16 protein-coding genes are annotated in these 18145 nt (G+C 63.2%); 14 read left to right on the plus strand and 2 right to left on the minus strand.

Features of this window, described 5'->3' with window-relative positions; translation table 11 throughout:
• Window positions 1-48: 48 nt before the first annotated feature.
• Window positions 49-531 carry a sigma-70 family RNA polymerase sigma factor gene (locus tag BT204_RS07330; RefSeq protein ID WP_057974968.1) on the minus strand — a complete coding sequence of 161 codons (483 nt, stop codon included), beginning with the start codon at window positions 529-531 and terminating at the stop codon, window positions 49-51.
• 326 nt (window positions 532-857) lie between these two features.
• Between BT204_RS07330 and BT204_RS07335 the strand changes: the two genes are divergently transcribed.
• The 14 genes from BT204_RS07335 to BT204_RS07405 all read left to right on the plus strand — a co-directional run bounded on the left by BT204_RS07335 (window position 858) and on the right by BT204_RS07405 (window position 17299).
• Entirely contained in the window at window positions 858-2027 is a 1170-nt protein-coding gene (locus BT204_RS07335) for an efflux RND transporter periplasmic adaptor subunit (RefSeq protein ID WP_057974969.1), read from the plus strand.
• A gap of 1 nt (window position 2028) precedes the next feature.
• Window positions 2029-3999, plus strand: coding sequence for a MacB family efflux pump subunit (locus BT204_RS07340; RefSeq protein WP_057974970.1), 1971 nt, complete (start codon window positions 2029-2031; stop codon window positions 3997-3999).
• Entirely contained in the window at window positions 3992-5404 is a 1413-nt protein-coding gene (locus tag BT204_RS07345; RefSeq protein WP_072446161.1) for an efflux transporter outer membrane subunit, read from the plus strand. Before BT204_RS07340 ends, BT204_RS07345 begins: the two co-directional genes overlap by 8 nt.
• Before the next feature lie 107 nt (window positions 5405-5511).
• Window positions 5512-6267 (plus strand): hypothetical protein, encoded by a 756-nt coding sequence (locus BT204_RS07350; RefSeq protein ID WP_057975027.1) that lies wholly within the window; start codon window positions 5512-5514, stop codon window positions 6265-6267.
• Window positions 6268-6379: 112 nt separating this feature from the next.
• On the plus strand, window positions 6380-7147 hold the full coding sequence (locus tag BT204_RS07355; protein WP_034127984.1) for a FadR/GntR family transcriptional regulator: 768 nt from the start codon (window positions 6380-6382) through the stop codon (window positions 7145-7147).
• Between the two features lie 235 nt (window positions 7148-7382).
• Window positions 7383-8585 carry an ABC transporter substrate-binding protein gene (locus BT204_RS07360; protein WP_057974972.1) on the plus strand — a complete coding sequence of 401 codons (1203 nt, stop codon included), beginning with the start codon at window positions 7383-7385 and terminating at the stop codon, window positions 8583-8585.
• 57 nt (window positions 8586-8642) lie between these two features.
• Window positions 8643-9503 (plus strand): branched-chain amino acid ABC transporter permease, encoded by an 861-nt coding sequence (locus tag BT204_RS07365; RefSeq protein ID WP_003192337.1) that lies wholly within the window; start codon window positions 8643-8645, stop codon window positions 9501-9503.
• A 1-nt stretch (window position 9504) separates the two neighbouring features.
• Window positions 9505-10515, plus strand: coding sequence for a branched-chain amino acid ABC transporter permease (locus BT204_RS07370; RefSeq protein WP_072446163.1), 1011 nt, complete (start codon window positions 9505-9507; stop codon window positions 10513-10515).
• Window positions 10512-11261: an ABC transporter ATP-binding protein gene (locus BT204_RS07375; RefSeq protein WP_014719039.1), complete on the plus strand. Its 750-nt coding sequence runs from the start codon at window positions 10512-10514 to the stop codon at window positions 11259-11261. Before BT204_RS07370 ends, BT204_RS07375 begins: the two co-directional genes overlap by 4 nt.
• Window positions 11261-11956, plus strand: coding sequence for an ABC transporter ATP-binding protein (locus BT204_RS07380; protein ID WP_003192343.1), 696 nt, complete (start codon window positions 11261-11263; stop codon window positions 11954-11956). The genes BT204_RS07375 and BT204_RS07380 overlap by 1 nt, the downstream gene beginning before the upstream one ends.
• A 13-nt stretch (window positions 11957-11969) precedes the next feature.
• Entirely contained in the window at window positions 11970-13238 is a 1269-nt protein-coding gene (locus tag BT204_RS07385) for a Zn-dependent hydrolase (RefSeq protein WP_072446166.1), read from the plus strand.
• Window positions 13235-14638: an amidase gene (locus tag BT204_RS07390; protein WP_072446168.1), complete on the plus strand. Its 1404-nt coding sequence runs from the start codon at window positions 13235-13237 to the stop codon at window positions 14636-14638. Before BT204_RS07385 ends, BT204_RS07390 begins: the two co-directional genes overlap by 4 nt.
• Window positions 14639-15372: 734 nt before the next feature.
• A complete protein-coding gene (locus tag BT204_RS07400; protein WP_072446292.1) occupies window positions 15373-16236 on the plus strand; it encodes a LysR family transcriptional regulator in 864 nt (287 codons plus the stop codon).
• Window positions 16237-16294: 58 nt separating this feature from the next.
• Window positions 16295-17299, plus strand: a complete 1005-nt coding sequence (locus BT204_RS07405; protein WP_034128167.1) for a LacI family DNA-binding transcriptional regulator — start codon at window positions 16295-16297, stop codon at window positions 17297-17299.
• Here the strand turns inward: BT204_RS07405 and BT204_RS07410 are convergent.
• A complete protein-coding gene (locus tag BT204_RS07410; RefSeq protein WP_072446171.1) occupies window positions 17296-18021 on the minus strand; it encodes an SDR family oxidoreductase in 726 nt (241 codons plus the stop codon). The two genes, BT204_RS07405 and BT204_RS07410, sit on opposite strands and share 4 nt — an antisense overlap.
• Window positions 18022-18145 lie beyond the last annotated feature (124 nt).

Raw genomic sequence — 18145 nt, forward strand, 5'->3', positions numbered from 1 at the left:
TGTTGATAGGAAACGAGGACAGTGAAATAAAATTTAACTAACAGCCGATCAGTGCGCTTCCCACTCGCGCATGCGCACCCGGCAGTGCTTCATCGCATTGACGATGTGTTTTTCCACCAGACTGCGGGAAATGTTCAGGCGTTCAGCGATTTGCACATGGGACAGGCCTTCGAGCTTGCGCAATAGGAAACTATCGCGACAGGCCACCGGCAGCTCGGCCAAGGCGCGCTCGAGCATCTCCAGGCGCTGGCCCTGATCGTGGCTGGCGTGGGGGGAACAGGCGGCGAAGCGCTCTTCGCTGTCCAGCACCTCCAGGGGCTCGGTTTGGCGCACGGCGTTGCGCCGATGGCCGTCGATCACCAGGTTCAAGGCGGTGCGGTACAGGAAGGCGCGGGGCTGTTCGATCGGGGTGTCGCTTGCGCGCTCGAGCACCCGCACATAAGCGTCATGCACCACATCTTCGGCCACCTGACGGTTGCCCAGCTTGGCGTTGAGGAAACACACCAGCTCGCGATAGTAGTTTTCCAACATGACTCCTGACCCCACGGCCTTGGTACAAACGACACCCGGCCCCTGTAGGAGCGAGCTTGCTCGCGAAAAACCCAAGAGCGCATCCCCTTACCTGGATGCGCCCGCAATCATTGGCGGTTTTGCCATCACCGATGATGGCAGTTTGAGTGTGTGCAATTTATAGTAATTCTCATCTACTTTTAAAGAACTCTCTCATCAGCGGTCGGTTTTTTTCGCAATTGGCGCTGTAACTACTTATGTAACAGCCTAAATTCCGGGGCATTTTCCTCGTTTACCTGTCAGCTCTGCGCGACTGCGCCCCGAACTTTCCTGGCTGGAAGCTACCCATGAAACGCCCTCGACCTGCCCGACGCGCCCTGCTTGTGGTGGCGTGCCTGATTCCCATCGTTGCGTTTGCCACCTGGCAGGGCCTGACGCCGGGCCGCGACGCCCTGGCCACCGTCACCGTGACCCGCGCCGACATCGAAAACAGCGTCACCGCCCTGGGCACCCTGCAACCGCGACGTTACGTAGACGTCGGCGCCCAAGCCTCCGGGCAGATCCGCAAGATCCACGTCGAGGCCGGTGACCAGGTCCAAGAGGGCCAATTGCTGGTGGAGATCGACCCCGCCACGCAAAAAGCCAAGCTCGACGCCAGCCGCTATGCCATCGAAAACCTGCAGGCTCAGTTGCAGGAGCAGAAAGCCCAGCACCAACTGGCCCATCAGAAGTACCAGCGTCAGCAGCGCCTGAGTGCCGGCAACGCCACCCGCGAGGAAGACGTGCAGACCGCCAAGGCGGAACTCAGCGCGACCCAGGCGCGGGTGCAGATGTTCCAGGCACAGATCCGCCAGGCCCAGGCCAGCCTGCGCAGCGATGAAGCCGAGTTGGGCTACACGCGCATCTACGCGCCAATGACCGGTACCGTGGTGGCCGTGGATGCACGCGTCGGCCAGACCCTCAACGCGCAACAGCAAACGCCGCTGATCCTGCGCATCGCCAAGCTGTCGCCCATGACGGTGTGGGCGGAAGTCTCCGAAGCCGACATCGGCCATGTCAAACCCGGCATGAGCGCGTATTTCACCACTCTGAGCGGTGGCAGCCGGCGCTGGACCAGCACCGTGCGCCAGATCCTGCCGATCCCGCCCAAACCCTTGAACGAAACCCAGGGCAGCGGCAGCCCGAGCAGCACCAGCAAGAGCGGCACTGGCCGAGTGGTGCTGTACACGGTGCTGCTGGACGTGGACAACGCCGACAACGCGCTGATGGCCGAGATGACCACCCAGGTCTTTTTCGTCGCCAGCCAAGTCAAGGACGCCCTCTCCGTACCCGTCGCCGCCTTGCAAAGCGTGCCCGGCTCCGCAGCGCAAATCGCCCGGGTGGTCGCCAAAAACGGAGCCATCGAAGACCGTGAAGTGCGCCTGGGCATCAGCGACCGCCTGCGGGTGGAAGTGCTCGAGGGGTTGAGCGAGGGCGACCACCTGTTGATCGGCCCGGTTGATAGCCATGGGGGCTGAAATGACCACGCCCCTGATTGAACTCAAAGGCATCCGCAAATCCTACGGCGGCGGCGACAGCCCGCAGGTCGATGTGTTGCGCGGCATCGACCTGTCGATCCATGCCGGCGAGTTCGTCGCCATTGTCGGCGCGTCGGGCTCGGGTAAATCGACGCTGATGAACATCCTCGGCTGCCTCGACCGCCCCACCGAGGGCGACTACCTGTTCGCCGGGGAAAACGTCGCCCACCTGGGCAGCGACGAACTGGCCTGGCTACGCCGCGAAGCCTTCGGTTTTGTGTTTCAGGGCTACCACTTGATTCCCTCAGGCTCCGCCCAGGAAAACGTCGAGATGCCGGCGATCTATGCCGGCATCAGCGCCGCCGAACGCCATGCCCGCGCCAGCGCCCTGCTCACCCGCCTGGGCCTGGCCGAGCGCACCGGCAATCGGCCGCACCAGCTGTCGGGTGGGCAACAGCAACGGGTGTCCATCGCCCGCGCCCTGATGAACGGCGGCCATATCATCCTCGCCGACGAACCCACCGGCGCCCTCGACAGCCATAGCGGCGCCGAGGTCATGGCCTTGCTCGACGAACTGGCGAGCCAGGGCCATGTGGTCATTCTGATTACCCACGACCGTGAAGTGGCGGCGCGAGCCAACCGCATCATCGAGATTCGCGACGGCCAGATCATCAGCGATTCGGCTGACACCCGCGCGGCCACACCCAGCGTGGCGGCCGGCGCCTTGCACGCCGTGGACCTGCGCCAACGCCTGGTCGACGGCGCCGAGCACAATGGTGCCTGGAAAGCCGAATTGCTGGATGCCGTGCAGGCCGCCTGGCGGGTGATGTGGATCAACCGTTTTCGCACGGCGCTGACGCTGTTGGGCATCATCATCGGCGTCGCGTCGGTGGTGGTGATGCTGGCAGTGGGCGAAGGCAGCAAGCGCCAGGTCATGGCGCAGATGGGCGCGTTCGGCTCCAATATCATCTACCTCAGCGGGTCTTCGCCCAACCCGCGTACGCCGCTGGGTATCGTGTCCCTCAACGATGTCGCGGCCCTGGCGACGCTGCCTCAGGTCAAGCGCATCATGCCGGTCAACGGCACCGACGCGGGAGTGCGCTTCGGCAACGTCGACTACATGGCTTACGTGGGGGGCAACGACACCAACTTCCCGGAGATCTTCAACTGGCCGGTGGTCGAGGGCAGCTACTTCACCGAGGCCGACGAACGCGCCGCCGCCACGGTCGCCGTGATCGGCGCGCGCATCCGCCAAAAATTGTTCAAGGACGTGGCCAACCCTATCGGCCAGTACATCCTGATCGAGAACGTACCCTTCCAGGTGGTCGGCGTGCTCGCGGAAAAAGGCTCAAGCTCCGGCAACAAGGACAGTGACGACCGTGTCGCCATTCCCTACAGCGCCGCCAGTGTCCGCCTGTTCGGCAGCTACAACCCCGAATACGTGGCGATTGCCACCACCGATGCACGCAAGGTGCATGAAGCCGAACGCGCCATCGACCAGTTGATGCTGAAGCTGCACAACGGCAAGCGCGACTACGAGCTGACCAACAATGCCGCGATGATTCAGGCCGAAGCCCGCACCCAGAACACCCTGTCGCTGATGCTCGGCTCGATTGCGGCGATCTCGCTGCTGGTGGGCGGCATCGGCGTGATGAATATCATGTTGATGACCGTGCGCGAACGCACCCGTGAAATCGGCATCCGTATGGCCACCGGGGCGCGCCAGCGCGACATCCTGCGCCAGTTCCTCACCGAGGCGGTGATGCTCTCGGTGGTCGGCGGCCTGTTCGGTATTGCCCTGGCATTGCTGGTGGGCGGCGTGCTGGTGCTGGCTGAAGTGGCGGTGCAGTTTTCCCTGGTGGCGGTGCTCGGCGCGTTTGGCTGTGCGCTGGTCACCGGCGTCGTATTCGGCTTCATGCCGGCCCGTAAAGCTGCCCGGCTCGATCCGGTTAAGGCGTTGACCAGTGAATAAACGATCTCTCACTCCACAACTGTCAGCGTTCAGTGTGTGCCTGTTGCTCACGGCCTGTGGCGCTAACCCGCCGGCCATCGACAGCGGCCTCGCCACGCCCGCCACCTGGCACTATGCAGAACGCGAAGCGACCCAAGCCATCAACCAGCGCTGGTGGACGCAGTTTGGCAGCCCGGCGTTGAACCGCCTGATCGACCAGGCCCGTCGTGACAGTTTCGACGTAGCAGCCGCCATGGCGCGGGTCCGTCAGGCCCAGGCCACGGCGGTGATTGCCGGCGCACCGCTGCTGCCGGAACTGAAGTTCAACCTCACCGCCAGCCGGCAAAGGCTGTTGCGCGGCAGCGGCAACTCGGACCTGGACGCCACCGAAAGCAATCGGACCGTCAACAGCTATGACGCCAGCCTCACCGCCAGCTATGAAATCGACTTCTGGGGGGGCCGCGCCGCTGCGCGCGACAGCGCCGTGCAGAGCCTGCACGCCAGTGAGTTCGATCAGGCCAACGTGGAGCTGACCCTGCTCAGCAATGTCGCCGACCGCTACGCGCAAACCCTGGCCGCACGCCAGCGCCTGCAGATTGCCGAGCTCAACCTGGCGAATGCGCGCAATGTGCTGAACCTGGTACAGACCCGCCACGACGCCGGTTCCGCCACGGCCCTGGAACTGGCTCAACAGAAGAGCCTGGTGGCCAGCCAGCAACGGCAGTTGCCGCTGATCCAGCAATCGGTCGAAGAGTCGCAAATCACTTTGGCCGCCTTGCTCGGCCAACCCGTACAGGCCCTGGACCTGGGCGCTGAACCCTTCCAGGCATTGACCTGGCCGAGTATCGGGCCCGGTGTACCGAGCCAGTTATTGAGCCGGCGCCCCGACCTCGCCCAGGCCGAAGCCCAGTTGGCAGCGGCCCGTGCCGATGTCACGGTGGCCCGTGCAGCGATGCTGCCTTCAGTGACATTGGGCGCGACCCTCGGCTCTGGCGCATACAAGGCCCAAGAGGTCTTGCGCAGCCCCTTCTACACCCTGACCTCGGGCCTGATGGCGCCAATCTTCAACAATGGCCGGCTGAGCGCCGAGCGCGACAAGGCTCGGGCACGCCAGGATGAACTGCTGCAAAGCTACCGCGGGGCGATCATCAATGGCTTTGCCGATGTGGAAAAAGCCCTCAGCAGCATCACCCGCCTTGACCAGCAACGCCAGTGGCAAAGCGAGGAGCTGCAACAGGCGCAGACCGCGTTTCAGATTGCCCAGAGCCGCTACGAAGCCGGTGCCGAAGACCTGCTCACGGTGCTGGAAACCCAGCGCACTTTGTACGGCGCCCAGGACCAGAACGTGCTACTGCGCCTGTCGCGCCTACAAGCCAGCATCGCCCTGTACAAGGCATTAGGCGGTGGCTGGAAAACCAACATCTGATAAACGAAACTCATATTTCATACACGAGTTGTTTCTTCACCCTACATTCTCCACCTCAAGGTCCTTGGTAAAAAAGCCGTTATCACACGGAAGCCCGGGACCTCATGATGAAACCCAGCGTTGTTGTAAAAGGCCTGGCCTGCATTGGCTGCTGGTTGATACCGAACCTGGCGCTGGCCAAGCCCTTGATCGCCCCCACCGCAATCGACTGGCTGCTGGACTGCCCCCTCACCACGACGGCGCACTTGAACCCGCAAGTGGTTGGCCGCACCCAATGCGGCCTGGTCAACGTCCCCCGCGACCATGCCGCCCCCCAGCGCGGCCGCCTAAGCTTGAGCGTGACACGGGTAGGCGCACGGCAACCGCTCAACCGTGAAGGTGTCGTGTTCATCCAGGCCGGCGAACCCCTCCAGGCCAAGGACGCGCCTTTCGTTCTTCACCTCGCCAGCCGCTGGGAGTCGCTTGCCACCCAGGCCTATCGCACCCTGGTCGACCGTTATGACGTCATCGAGCTGAGCGCCCGCGACCTGCGCGAGGGCAATGCCGTGGAACAGGCCGCGCGGGACATGGAGTTCGTGCGCGGGCAACTTGACGAGGCGCGCCTCAACTACCTGGGCAACGCCGCTGCCACCCGCCTCGGCAGCCGCTACGGCACGCTGTTTCCCGAGCGTGTCGGGCGCATGGTGCTGATCAATGCCGAGCCTGGCGAAGCAGTCGCCACCGGTGTCGAGCAACTCTTGCTCAAGGAGTCGGCGCGCGCAGGCGCCGACGGCTGCGTCAACCGCTGGCTGGGGGATTTTCTCGCTTATGGTAGACAACCGCCGGCGTCCACGCGCTGTCTCGACCTCAGCGCCTGGGAGTAAGTAGCCCACGCATTTACGACCTCTTGCCACCAAAAACGACAGCCTGCGTTGACGCACTTCCCCAATCGTTATTAAGTGCTATTTATCCGCATTAATACGATAAATCACCGCCATGTTGACTCGCCCGCTACGCCGCAAACGCCAGAAGCTGTCCGATGTGATTGTCGAGTCGGTCAAGCGCTCGATCGTCACCGACGCCTTGAAGCCCGGCGACCGCCTGCCCACCGAACGCGAGCTGATGGAAAGCTTCCAGTGTTCCAAGGGTTCGGCACGCGAAGCGCTCAAGGCGTTGGAAGTGGAGGGCCTGGTGAGCACGCGCACCGGCCCCAGCGGCGGGGCTTACTTGAACCAGGCCGGCACCGAGCCGGCCAGCCGCGCCTTGCGCAATTACTTGCACTTCCAGCACCTTGACGGCGAGCAGGTCTACCAACTGCGCAAGGTCATCGAAGTGGAATTGGCGGTGTCGGTGCTCGGGCGTTTGAGCGAAAACGATTACACCGCCCTGCAAGCCAATGTGGATTTTTGCAGCGCCCCCGAAGACAGCGAAGCCGGCCAGCGCGAACAGCGCCTGGCGGAACTGGAGTTCCACAACCTGCTGGCCCGGGCCTGCCCCAACCCGCTGCTGAGCTTCATGGCGCAGTTTCTCAATGACTTGCTGCGCGACCTGGTGGTGCTGAAAAAAGCCTACAAGCCCAAACGCAAGCAGTTCGACGCGGCCAACCTCGACTATCACAAGCAACTGCTGATCGCCTTTCGCGCCGGGGACGAAAGCGCGGTGCGCAGCTTGATGCATGAACACATGTGCGATGCCGAACACCATATGACCGCGCTGGAAGGCCAGGTGAGCCCGCATTTCCTACTGGAGTTCGACCACCCTTAAACACGCCAACAATCCAATGTGGGAACCCGATCAATGTGGGAGCTGGCTTGCCTGCGATGCGGGCGCCTCGGTGTTACAGGGGACCGAGTCGATGCCATCGCAGGCAAGCCAGCTCCCACAGTTGACCCGTTCACCCGCGAAATCGAGTTATCCAATAACAAGCCTGCCCACAGGCCCTTGCTCCACCGTATCGCCCTTGCCGCTCCTGCCAATAACTAAACCAGGGAGTCACCCCATGCAGCGTCGTACGTTATTGAAAGCCAGCCTCACCGCGGCCGCCGCCCTCAGCCTTCCGCTGAGCGTGCGTTCGGCATTCGCCGCCGAGCCCTTTACCTTTTACGGCCTCAAGTCCATGTCTGGCGCCTTTGCCAGCTATGGCAAATTTGCCGACATGGGTTCGCGCCTGGCGGTGCAGCAACACCCCGAATTGCTCGGCCGCCCACTGAACTACAAGGTCATCGACACCGAAGGCAACGCCGGCAAGGCAGTGCGCAAGGTGCAGGAGGCCATCGCGCAGGACGGCGCACGGTTCTTCCAGGGATGCACGCTGTCGTCTTCCGCGCTGGCAGTGGCCAAGGAAGTGGACAAGGTCGGCGGCGTGTTCATGACCCCGGTGGGCGCCGATGAAGTGACAGGCAAGGACTGCAACAAGGCGACCTTCCGCTGGTCGGTGCCCACCTACGGCGCGATACGCGAAACCATGGTGCCGCTGATCAAGCTGCTGCCGGACGCCAAGCGCTGGTACACCATCACCCCGCAATACGTGTTCGGCGAAGCCTTGCTCGAAGGCGCCAGAAACGTGCTCAAGGAGCATGGCCTGGAACACGTGGGCAACAGCTACCACTCGTTGCAGGAACAGGAATTCTCCGGCTACCTGACCAACGCCATTTCCACCAAGCCCGATGTGCTGGTGCTGCTCAACTTTGGCAGCCAATCGTCCAACACCCTGCGCCAGGCCGTGAACTTCGGCATCAAGGAGCGCATGAAGGTGCTGCTGGTGTGGTCTGCCGGCCTGGATCAGTTCCAGGAACTGGGCAGCGATGTGCTCGAGGGCGTGTACCTCGGCGCACAGTACTGGCACCAGGTCGACACCCCGCTCAACCGTGAACTGGTCAAGCTGACCCAGGCCCAGTACGGCATCAACCCCACCTACCCGCTGGCCGCCGACTACATCAGCACCAAAGTCATGCTCGACACCATCATTGCCACCGGCAGCTTCGACGGCCCGACCGTGGCCAAGGCCCTGCAAGGCTTGAGCTACGAAGGCCCGACCGGCAAGGAGTCAATCCGCGCCGGCGACCACCAGGTGATCAAGGATTACTACCTACTGATCGGCAAGGCCAGCGGCGACATGGCCGACAAGGACGACCTGGCCAAAGTGCTCAGCGCTGGCCAATCGTTCCCCGCAGTCGAGGCGACGGGCTGCGCGCTCGGCTGACCGCTTAACTTTTGTCGCGCAGGGCCGTGCAAGCGGCCGTCTGCGGAGGGTGCCTGCATGCTTAATTTGTACCTGTTCCAGATTCTCAACGGCCTTGGGCTGGGGATGATCTACTTCCTGATCGCGGTAGGGCTGACGATCATTTTCGGCCTGCTCAACTTCGTCAACTTCGCCCACGGCGCGTTCTTCCTGCTCGGCGCCTACATCTGCTACACCGCGGTGAGCCTCACCGGCAACTTCTGGCTGGCGCTGCTGATCGCGCCGCTGGTGGTGGCCGCGCTGGCCTGGGTGATCGAGCGCTTGCTCATCCAGCGCATCTACCACTTGCCACACATGTTCCAGATTCTGGTGACCCTGGGGATCGCCCTGATCATCCAGGAAGCCAGCGTGATGATCTGGGGGCCGGTGGGCAAAAGCGTCGCCGTGCCGGAACTGTTGCGCGGCGTGCTGGTGGTAGGTGATTTCGTCTACCCCTACTACCGCCTGTTCCTTATCGTGTTTTCCGGGCTGGTGGGCCTGGGCCTGTGGCTGCTGCTGGAGCGTACGCGCTTCGGTGCTCTGGTGCGCGCTGGCAGTGAAAGCACCGAAACCGTGTCACTACTGGGCACCAATATTTTCCGCCTGTTCTCCATGACCTTCGCCCTCGGCGTCGCCCTGGCCGGTGTCGCTGGGGTGTTGTTTGCGCCCTTGCGCGGCGCCCAGCCCTTTGTCGGCCCGGAGATTCTGGGCATCGCCTTCGTGGTGGTGGTGATCGGCGGCATGGGCTCGTTCAGCGGTGCGCTGGTCGGCGGTTTGCTGGTGGGCGTGGTGCAAAGCCTGATGACCACACTCTGGCCCCAGGGTGCGAGCCTGATGATCTACGGCGCCATGGCCGTGGTGATTCTGGTACGCCCTTATGGCCTGTTCGGGAGAGCCTGACATGAGCGATAAAAACCCGCTGCCGTTTGCCAAGACCCAATCCAGAGCCATGTTGCTGTGGGTGTTGGCCGTGCTGATCGGCCTGCCGTTGGTGTTGCCCTCGGCGACCCTGGCCACCGAGATCCTCATCTTTGCCATGGCCGCCCTCGCCTGCAACCTGCTGCTGGGCTATACCGGGCTGCTGTCCTTCGGCCAAGGCATCTTCTTTGGTGCCGGTGCTTATTGTGCGGCGCTGTTGATGATCCACCTGCAACTGGGCCTGTTCACCGCGTTGCTCGGCGCGGCGATTGCCGGTGGTTTCCTGGCGCTGCTGGTGGGCGCCCTGGCGATTCGGCGCACGGGCATTTACTTCGTGATGCTCACGTTGGCGTTCAGCCAGATGGCGTACTTCGTCGCCTACACCCTGAGCGACTGGACCGGCGGCGACAACGGCCTGCTCAGCGTGCCGCGCCCGGAGATTCGTGTGGGCGACACCGTGCTGCTGTCCCTGGCCGATGCCCGTGCCTTCTATGGTTTTGTCGCGGTGCTGTTCCTGCTGATCTTCATCGGCGCACGCCGGGTCATCGCTTCGCCGTTTGGCAGTACGCTGATGGCGATCCGCGAGAACGAAACCCGCGCCTCGGCCATCGGCTACGACACGCGCCACTTCAAGATCCTGGTGTTCGTGCTGTCCGGTGCGGTCACCGGGATTGCCGGGGCGCTGTACGCCATGCTGCTGCACTTTGTGCCGCTGTCGAATATCGACCTGGCAATGTCCGAGAACATCCTGATCATGACCATCGTCGGCGGCACCGGCTCGCTGTTCGGCTCGCTGCTGGGCGCCGGCTCCATCGTGCTGCTGGGCGACTTTCTCTCCGACCTGTGGCCGCGCTGGCTGATGCTGCTGGGGGCAATCCTGATCCTGGTGGTGATCTTCATGCGCGGCGGTTTGTGGGGCGGCCTCGCGTCGCTATTCGAGAAGGTGCGCGGCGCGCGCAAACCCGCGGTCGTCGCCAAGGAGGACGGGCTATGAGTATCTTGCTGGAAACCCAGAACCTGGAGCTGGCTTACGGCGCGTTCCATGCGGTCAATGGCGTCAACCTCAAGGTCGAAGCCGGCACCATCCACACCATCATCGGCCCCAACGGCGCGGGCAAGACCAGCCTGTTCCACTGCCTGACGGGTGAACGCCAGGCCACCGCCGGGGCGATCCATTTCGACGGCAAGAACCTGATGCGCAAGCCCGCCCACGGCCGCGTCGGCCTGGGCATGGCGCGCTCGTTCCAACTCACCAGCCTGTTCCAGAACCTCAGCGTGCGCGAAAACCTGCGCCTGGCCGCCCAAGGCCGCGATGGCTCGCGTGCCTTGAACTTCTGGCGTCGGGTGGACAGCCAGCGCGAACACCTGGAGATGGCCGACCAGGTGCTGGAACGCCTGCAACTCACGGCACGCGCCGACACCCTGGCCGGTGAGTTGTCCCACGGCCAGCAACGGGTGCTGGAGGTGGGCATGTCGATCTGCTCCAAACCCAAACTGTTGATGCTCGACGAGCCCACCTCGGGCATGGGCATCGACGATATTCCGATCATGACCCAACTGATCAGCGACCTTGGGCGCGACCATACGGTGCTGTTGATCGAACACAACATGAGCATCGTCATGTCCATCAGCCAGCGCATCACGGTGATGAGCCATGGGCAGATCCTGGTGGAAGGCACGCCGGAGTTCGTGCGCGCCGATGAACGTGTGCGTACTGCCTATCTTGGGGAGGCTGCCTGATGCTGATCGTCGAGAATATCCATTCCTACTACGACAAAAGCCATGTGCTTGAAGGCGTGTCGCTGAGCGTCAACCCCGGCGAACTGGTGACCCTGCTCGGCCGTAACGGTGCCGGCAAGACCACCACCCTGCGCAGCATCCTCGGCATCATCTGCCCGCGCCAGGGTCAGATCCACTTCAACGGCCAGGCGTTGGTGGGGCAAAAGATCTTTGAAATTGCGCGCCAGGGCTTGGCGCTGGTGCCGGAAAACCGCGGGATTTTCCGCCTGCTGACGGTGGAGGAAAACCTGCGCATCGCGGCCCGCAAGCACAGCCGCTGGCAACTGGAAGACGTGTACGCCATGTTCCCGCGCCTCAAGGAGCGGCGCAAAAACGCCGGCCATGCGTTGTCCGGCGGCGAACAGCAGATGCTCGCCATCGCCCGCGCCCTGCTGAACGACCCCAAGCTGCTGATCCTCGACGAACCCACTGAAGGCCTGGCCCCGGTGATCGTTGACGAGTTGGTGAAGATCCTGCGCAAGGTCAAGGACGAGGGCCTGCCGGTGTTGCTGGTGGAACAGAACCTGATGGTCTGCGACAAGCTCGCCGACCGCCATTATGTGCTCGAACAGGGCCGCGTGGTGTACGAGGGCAGCGCCGCTGACTTCCGCGCCGACCCGACGATCAAAAACCGTTACCTGGCCTTGAGTGCCTGAGTGGAGATTCCTGATGAACAGTCTTGCGCAACCGCTCCAGAGCAATGCCCCGCTGATCAACCGCGACCGCTTGTGGCAGTCACTGATGGACCTGGCCCGGCTCGGCGCCACGGCCAAGGGCGGCGTGTGTCGCCTGGCCCTCACCGACCTGGACCGCCAGGCCCGCGACCTGTTCGTGCAGTGGTGCGAAGCCGCCGGGTGCAGCGTCAGTGTGGATGCCATCGGCAATATTTTCGCGCGGCGCCCTGGACGCAACCCCGCCCTGCCCCCAGTCATGACCGGCAGCCATATCGACACCCAGCCCACCGGCGGCAAGTTCGACGGTTGCTACGGGGTAATGGCCGGGCTGGAAGTGATCCGCACGCTCAATGACTTGCAGATCGAAACCCAGGCGCCCATCGAAGTGGTGGTGTGGACCAACGAAGAAGGCTCGCGCTTCCCGCCGTGCATGATGGGCTCCGGGGTATTTGCCGGGAAGTTCGACCTGCAGGACACCCTCGACAAGCGCGACGACCAGGGCCTGTCGGTAGGCAGCGAATTGCAGCGCATCGGCTATGCCGGTTCGCGTGTGGTGCTGGGCCATCCGGTGGGCGCTTATTTCGAGGCGCATATCGAGCAAGGCCCGGTGTTGGAGGACCAGGCGATTACCCTGGGGGTTGTGATGGGCTGCCTGGGCCAGAAGTGGTTCGACCTGACCCTCACCGGCGTCGAGGCGCATGCAGGCCCTACGCCCATGCACCTGCGCAAGGATGCCCTGGTGGGCGCTGCCGAGGTGGTGAGCGCGGTCAACCGTATCGCCCATCAGCATCAGCCTCACGCCTGCGGCACCGTCGGCTGCCTTAACCTGCACCCTGGCTCGCGCAACGTGATCCCCGGCCAGGTGCACATGACCATCGACCTGCGTCACCTGCACGCCGACAAGCTGCAAGCCATGGTCGATGAAGTGCGCGCAGTGATCGAAGACGCGGCCGCCCGCCACGGCTTGACGTTTGAACTGACGCCCACCGCCGACTTCCCGCCGCTGGACTTTCACCCGACCTGCGTCAACGCCGTGCGCGAGGCTGCCCAGGCATTGGGCTTGAGCCATATGGACATTGTCAGCGGCGCCGGGCATGACGCGATTTTCGTCGCTGAACTGGGCCCGGCCGGGATGATCTTTGTGCCGTGCGAAGGCGGCATCAGCCATAACGAAATCGAAAACGCCGCGCCGGATGATCTGGCCGCAGGCTGCGCGGTGTTGCTGCGCGCCATGGTCAACGCGGCGCAGGGAGTTCAAGCATGAGTGAGATCGGCCAATTGACGGCGGTGCAACTGCTGCAACACTTTCGTGACAAGACCTTGTCGCCCGTGGAGGTCACCGAAGACGCGTTGCTGCGCATCGAGCGCTACAACCCGGTGGTGAATGCTTACTGCCATGTCGACCCGCAAGGCGCCCTGGACGCTGCGCGGGCGTCGGAACAACGCTGGTTCAAGGGCGAACCTTGCGGCGCCCTGGATGGCGTGCCGGCGTCGATCAAGGACCTCACGCTGACAGTCGGTATGCCCACGCGCAAAGGCTCACGCACCTCCAGTGCCGAGGGCCCGTGGGACGTGGACGCGCCCTTCTCGGCCTTCATGCGCAAGGCTGGCGCGGTGCTGCTGGGCAAGACCACCACCCCGGAATTCGGCTGGAAAGGCGTGACCGACAACCCGCTGTACGGCATCACCCGCAACCCGTGGGACACGCGCACCACCGCCGGTGGCTCGTCCGGGGGCGCCGCTGCGGCGGCGGCATTGAACCTCGGCGTGCTGCACCAGGGCAGCGACGCCGGCGGCTCGATCCGTATTCCCTGTGCGTTTACCGGCACCTTCGGGATCAAGCCGACCTTCGGCTATGTGCCGCAATGGCCGGCCAGCTCCATGACGATCCTGTCGCACCTGGGGCCGATGACGCGCACCGTGGAAGACAGTGTGCTGATGCTGCAAGCCGTGGCGCGACCGGATGCACGGGACGGCTTGATCGGCGCGCCGCGAACCAGGCCCTGGCTCGTTCCAGGGACGGACTTGAAAGGGCTGCGTGTCGCTTACAGCCCCACGTTCGGCTATGCGAAAGTCGACCCGCAGGTCGCCCAGGTAGTGGATCAGGCTGTGCAGGGCCTGGTGCAACTGGGCGCCCATGTCGAGCAGATCGACCCTGGTTTCAGCGACCCGCTGGAGGTGTTCGACACCCTATGGGCTGCCGGCGCAGCACGCCTGATCGGCACGATGAGCGAGGCGCAAAGGCAACTGCTGGATCCAGGGCTGCTACGCATTGCACAACGGGGCGAGCGCTTGAACCTGAACGATTTCAACGCAGCCCTGGAAGCCCGAGCGGCGCTAGTCGCACGGATGGCGGCTTTCCATGAGCATTACGATGTGCTGGTGTCACCGATGATGCCGATCACCGCGTTCGAAGCCGGGCACAACGTACCGCCAGGTTCGGGGATGACTGAGTGGATGCAATGGACGCCATTCACCTACCCGTTCAACCTCACCCAACAACCGGCGGCGTCAGTGCCCTGTGGGTTGGCGGCGAATGGCCTGCCGGTGGGCTTGCATGTGGTGGGCGCGCGGTTTGCCGATGAGCAGGTACTTAGGGTGTGTCACGCGTATGCACAGGCATTCCCCACAGCGCACTTGCACACACCGAAAATCCCGACCTGAATACCTACAACTGTGGGAGCTGGCTTGCCTGCGATAGCGCTGTTTCAGTCAGCACATTGGCCTCTGACACACCGCCGTCGCAGCTTCTACACAATTTTGTAGGTTGTAGCAGCCAACGGTAACCACGATGCGAAGCGAGCCGCTCTTGATCTGCTTGTGATCTTGATCTCAGGCGCCCCGTTAAACCACGCTGGCCGGAATTCGACAGTGATTTGAGGGGTAAACCGGCAGGGATGCCGGTTTAGCCGCCCCGCGCCATGGATGGCGCGTGGCGGCGGCCCCCCAAATCACTGGCGGATTACGGGCACACCGAGCCTAAGCGAGGTGCCGAGTGGTGGGGCAAGAGCGTTTTGCTTACTTTGCCGCTTTTGCAAAGTGAGCCGCCGTCAGGGCGGAACCCTAAGTGGCCGTTACCTAAATAACGGATATGTACGCGCTCTGATCCAACATCCCAGTTGACTGTCAGGCCGTCTTCGCAGGCAAGCCAGCTCCCACATAGAACTGCGGCGCGTCAGGTGGATAAGCGTCGCTGTCAGGCCGCCACGGGAGCAAGCTCCCTCGCCACAGATACAGCGTCGTACCAAAGTTATGTAGATACCTATGCTGCGATAGCGGTGTGTCAGAGGCCAATGGGCTAACTGAACCAGCGATTTCGCAGGCAAGCCAGCTCCCACATGGATCGCATTCCAATCCTGCATCGCTCTACAATGCCCCTATTCATCCCCGGGGGCTTCATGGACATCGAACTGGCACGCACCTTCCTCGAGATCACCCGCTGCGGCAGCCTGGCCGCGGCGGCCGAGAAACTGCACGTCACCCAGACCGCTATCACCGCTCGTGTCAAAAACCTCGAGAACCAGCTCGGCTGCACGCTGTTCGTGCGCAACCGTGCCGGTGCGCGGCTGACCGCCGACGGCGAGGCCTTCGTGGTGTACGCCAACCAGTTGCTGCAAACCTGGGAAGCCGCCCGCCGTGACCTGCCATTGCCGGACGGCTATCGCAATGTGCTGCATATCGGCGGGGAGGTCAGCCTGTGCAACCCGTTGATGCTCGGCTGGGCCAAGGCGCTGCGCGAGCAGATACCGGGGCACGCCTTGCGCACCGAAGTGCGTGAAGGCGAATACCTGCTGCGCCAACTGGAGCTGGGTGTGCTAGATGCCGCCTTGGTGTTCCAGCCGCAATACTGGCCGGGCTTGCAGGTGGAGCAGGTGCTGGAAGAAAAACTGATTCTGGTGCAACTGGCGAGCAAACCCTCGCCTTACGTGTATATCGACTGGGGCCAGGGTTTTCGCCAGCAACACGACGCCGCCCTGCCCGACCGTGCGCGTGCCGCACTGAGTTTCAACCTGGGGCCGCTGGCGTTGCAGTACATCCTGGAGAATGGCGGGGCTGGCTACTTCCGCACGCGGGTGGTGCAGAGCTACCTGAACAGCGGCGTCATGCAGCGCGTGCCCAAGGCGCCGGAATTCAGCTTTCCGACCTACCTTGTGTATTCGCGGGCGCGAGATTCAGCGGTGTTGCAGCAGGCTTTGGAACTGCTGCGCGAAGTGGTGAAGGCCGAAGGCGACTGGTCGCAACGCTGGGATCCGCTGATTTGAATCACTCTACGCTTGCGCACATGCTAGCCTGCTGGTGTTTACTCTCGCAGTCTTACCGATGAACAAGAAAAAGTCCGTCACCATCAGCGACATTGCCAAACGGGTCGGCATGACCACCATTACGGTGTCCCGCGCTTTGAGCAAACCCGACCTGGTCAAACCCGCCACCCTGGCGCGCATCCTGGAAGTGGCACGCGAGCTGGACTACGTGCCCAACGCCTTCGCCCGCGGGCTCAAGCGCAGTGAAAGCCTGATCATCGGGGTCATCACCGCATCGGTAGACAACCCGTTCTACAGCGAGATGATCAAGGCGATTTCCCGCGAGGCGAAAAAGCACGGCTACACCATCATGCTGGTGGACACCGATGAGCTGGAAGAACTCGAAAGCAAGGCGGTCGATACCCTGCTGGGCTATCGCGTGGCGGGGATCATCCTGTCGCCGGTCTCCGACGAGCCGAGCTACCAGCCCGACTATCTGGAGCGCCTGGGCAACGGCAAGACCCCGGTGGTGCTGCTCGATCGCACGATCCACGACAGCCCGTTCAGCCGCGTGGTGCTCGACAACTACCACAGCGGCCTGCAAGCCGCGCACTACCTGTTACGCCAAACCCCGAACCTCAAGCGCCTGCTGGTGCTGACCGGCCCCGAGCACTCGCGTATCAGCGTGGAACGCCTCAAAGGCCTGCGGGAAGTGCTGGCCGCACACCCCGACATTCAGGTCGAGGTGCAAGCGGGCGACTACACGCTGATGCCGGCTTACCTGCATACCCTCGATTACCTGGCCGCACACTCGGCACCGGACGCGATCATGGGTTTCAACCAGTTGATCACCCTGGGCGCCCTGCGTGCGTTGCGTATGCATAACATCGCCCATGACAGCCTGACCATCTGCGGCATCGACCGCCTGCCCTTCGCCGATATCTTTGGCGTGCCGATTGCCTGCGTGGCCCACGACGCGTCCCTGGCCGGCAGCAGTGCGGTGCGCCTGCTGCTTGATCGCCTGCAAGACCCGCACAAGCCACGGGACAAAGTGGTCATCGCCGGGCAGTTGGAAAACGGCTAGCGGCTGGTGTAGCCGCCATCCACAGGCAGGCTCACGCCACTGATCATGCTCGCCGCGTCGCTAAGCAAAAACAGCACCGGCAGCGCCACTTCCGCCGGTTGCGCAAAACGCCCCAAAGGAATCGCTGCCAGCGCCGGGTCGCGCTTGGCCGGGTCGGACCAGGCCATGGCCGCCATCGGCGTCAAGGTCACGGTGGGGTTGACGCTGTTGACGCGTATGCCAAAACGGCCCCACTCGGCGCATTGCACGCGGGTGATCGCGTCCAGTGCAGCCTTGGAGGCGCAGTAGCTCAGGTGATCATCCAGCGCCACCAACGACGCCTGGCTGGAGACGTTGACGATGCTGCCGGCCATGTTCGCCTCGATCATCTTTGCCGCGACCCGGCTGGCCACTTGCGCGCCGGCGCGGGCGTTGACGCTCATCACCTGGTCGAAGGCGTTGGCGCTGATGGCAGCGGCGGGCTCCAGGCGTGAGATACCGGCGCAGTTGACCAGGCCGTGCAGAGGCGGCAAATCTTGCAGGGTTTTATCGAGGGCGATGCTGTCAGCGATATCCACGCACAAGGTGCGGCACCCCAATGCCGCCAACGCCTGGGCATCGCGACCGAGAGCGAAGACTTCGGCGCCGCTGGCGATCAGTTGCTGGGCAATTTCGCGACCGATGCCGCTGCTGGCACCGGTGACGAGGATGCGCTGGTACGAAAAGTCGAAGGTGGTAGACATAAATAAAGATCTCAAAACCAATGAAGACCCACTGTGGGAGCTGGCTTGCCTGCGATAGCGCAGTGTCAGTCTCCTTATCGGGTGCTGATACACCGCTATCGCAGGCAAGCCAGCTCCCACAGTT

Source organism: Pseudomonas sp. NFPP02, from assembly GCF_900119355.1.
GTDB lineage: Bacteria > Pseudomonadota > Gammaproteobacteria > Pseudomonadales > Pseudomonadaceae > Aquipseudomonas > Aquipseudomonas paracarnis.

Bases quoted from the DNA above. Each gene is read 5' to 3' on its own strand.
- BT204_RS07330 (WP_057974968.1), bottom strand. From the start codon at position 531: ATGTTGGAAAACTACTATCGCGAGCTGGTGTGTTTCCTCAACGCCAAG.
- BT204_RS07335 (WP_057974969.1), top strand. From the start codon at position 858: ATGAAACGCCCTCGACCTGCCCGACGCGCCCTGCTTGTGGTGGCGTGC.
- BT204_RS07340 (WP_057974970.1), top strand. From the start codon at position 2,029: ATGACCACGCCCCTGATTGAACTCAAAGGCATCCGCAAATCCTACGGC.
- BT204_RS07350 (WP_057975027.1), top strand. From the start codon at position 5,512: ATGAAACCCAGCGTTGTTGTAAAAGGCCTGGCCTGCATTGGCTGCTGG.
- BT204_RS07355 (WP_034127984.1), top strand. From the start codon at position 6,380: ATGTTGACTCGCCCGCTACGCCGCAAACGCCAGAAGCTGTCCGATGTG.
- BT204_RS07360 (WP_057974972.1), top strand. From the start codon at position 7,383: ATGCAGCGTCGTACGTTATTGAAAGCCAGCCTCACCGCGGCCGCCGCC.
- BT204_RS07365 (WP_003192337.1), top strand. From the start codon at position 8,643: ATGCTTAATTTGTACCTGTTCCAGATTCTCAACGGCCTTGGGCTGGGG.
- BT204_RS07370 (WP_072446163.1), top strand. From the start codon at position 9,505: ATGAGCGATAAAAACCCGCTGCCGTTTGCCAAGACCCAATCCAGAGCC.
- BT204_RS07375 (WP_014719039.1), top strand. From the start codon at position 10,512: ATGAGTATCTTGCTGGAAACCCAGAACCTGGAGCTGGCTTACGGCGCG.
- BT204_RS07380 (WP_003192343.1), top strand. From the start codon at position 11,261: ATGCTGATCGTCGAGAATATCCATTCCTACTACGACAAAAGCCATGTG.
- BT204_RS07385 (WP_072446166.1), top strand. From the start codon at position 11,970: ATGAACAGTCTTGCGCAACCGCTCCAGAGCAATGCCCCGCTGATCAAC.
- BT204_RS07390 (WP_072446168.1), top strand. From the start codon at position 13,235: ATGAGTGAGATCGGCCAATTGACGGCGGTGCAACTGCTGCAACACTTT.
- BT204_RS07400 (WP_072446292.1), top strand. From the start codon at position 15,373: ATGGACATCGAACTGGCACGCACCTTCCTCGAGATCACCCGCTGCGGC.
- BT204_RS07405 (WP_034128167.1), top strand. From the start codon at position 16,295: ATGAACAAGAAAAAGTCCGTCACCATCAGCGACATTGCCAAACGGGTC.
- BT204_RS07410 (WP_072446171.1), bottom strand. From the start codon at position 18,021: ATGTCTACCACCTTCGACTTTTCGTACCAGCGCATCCTCGTCACCGGT.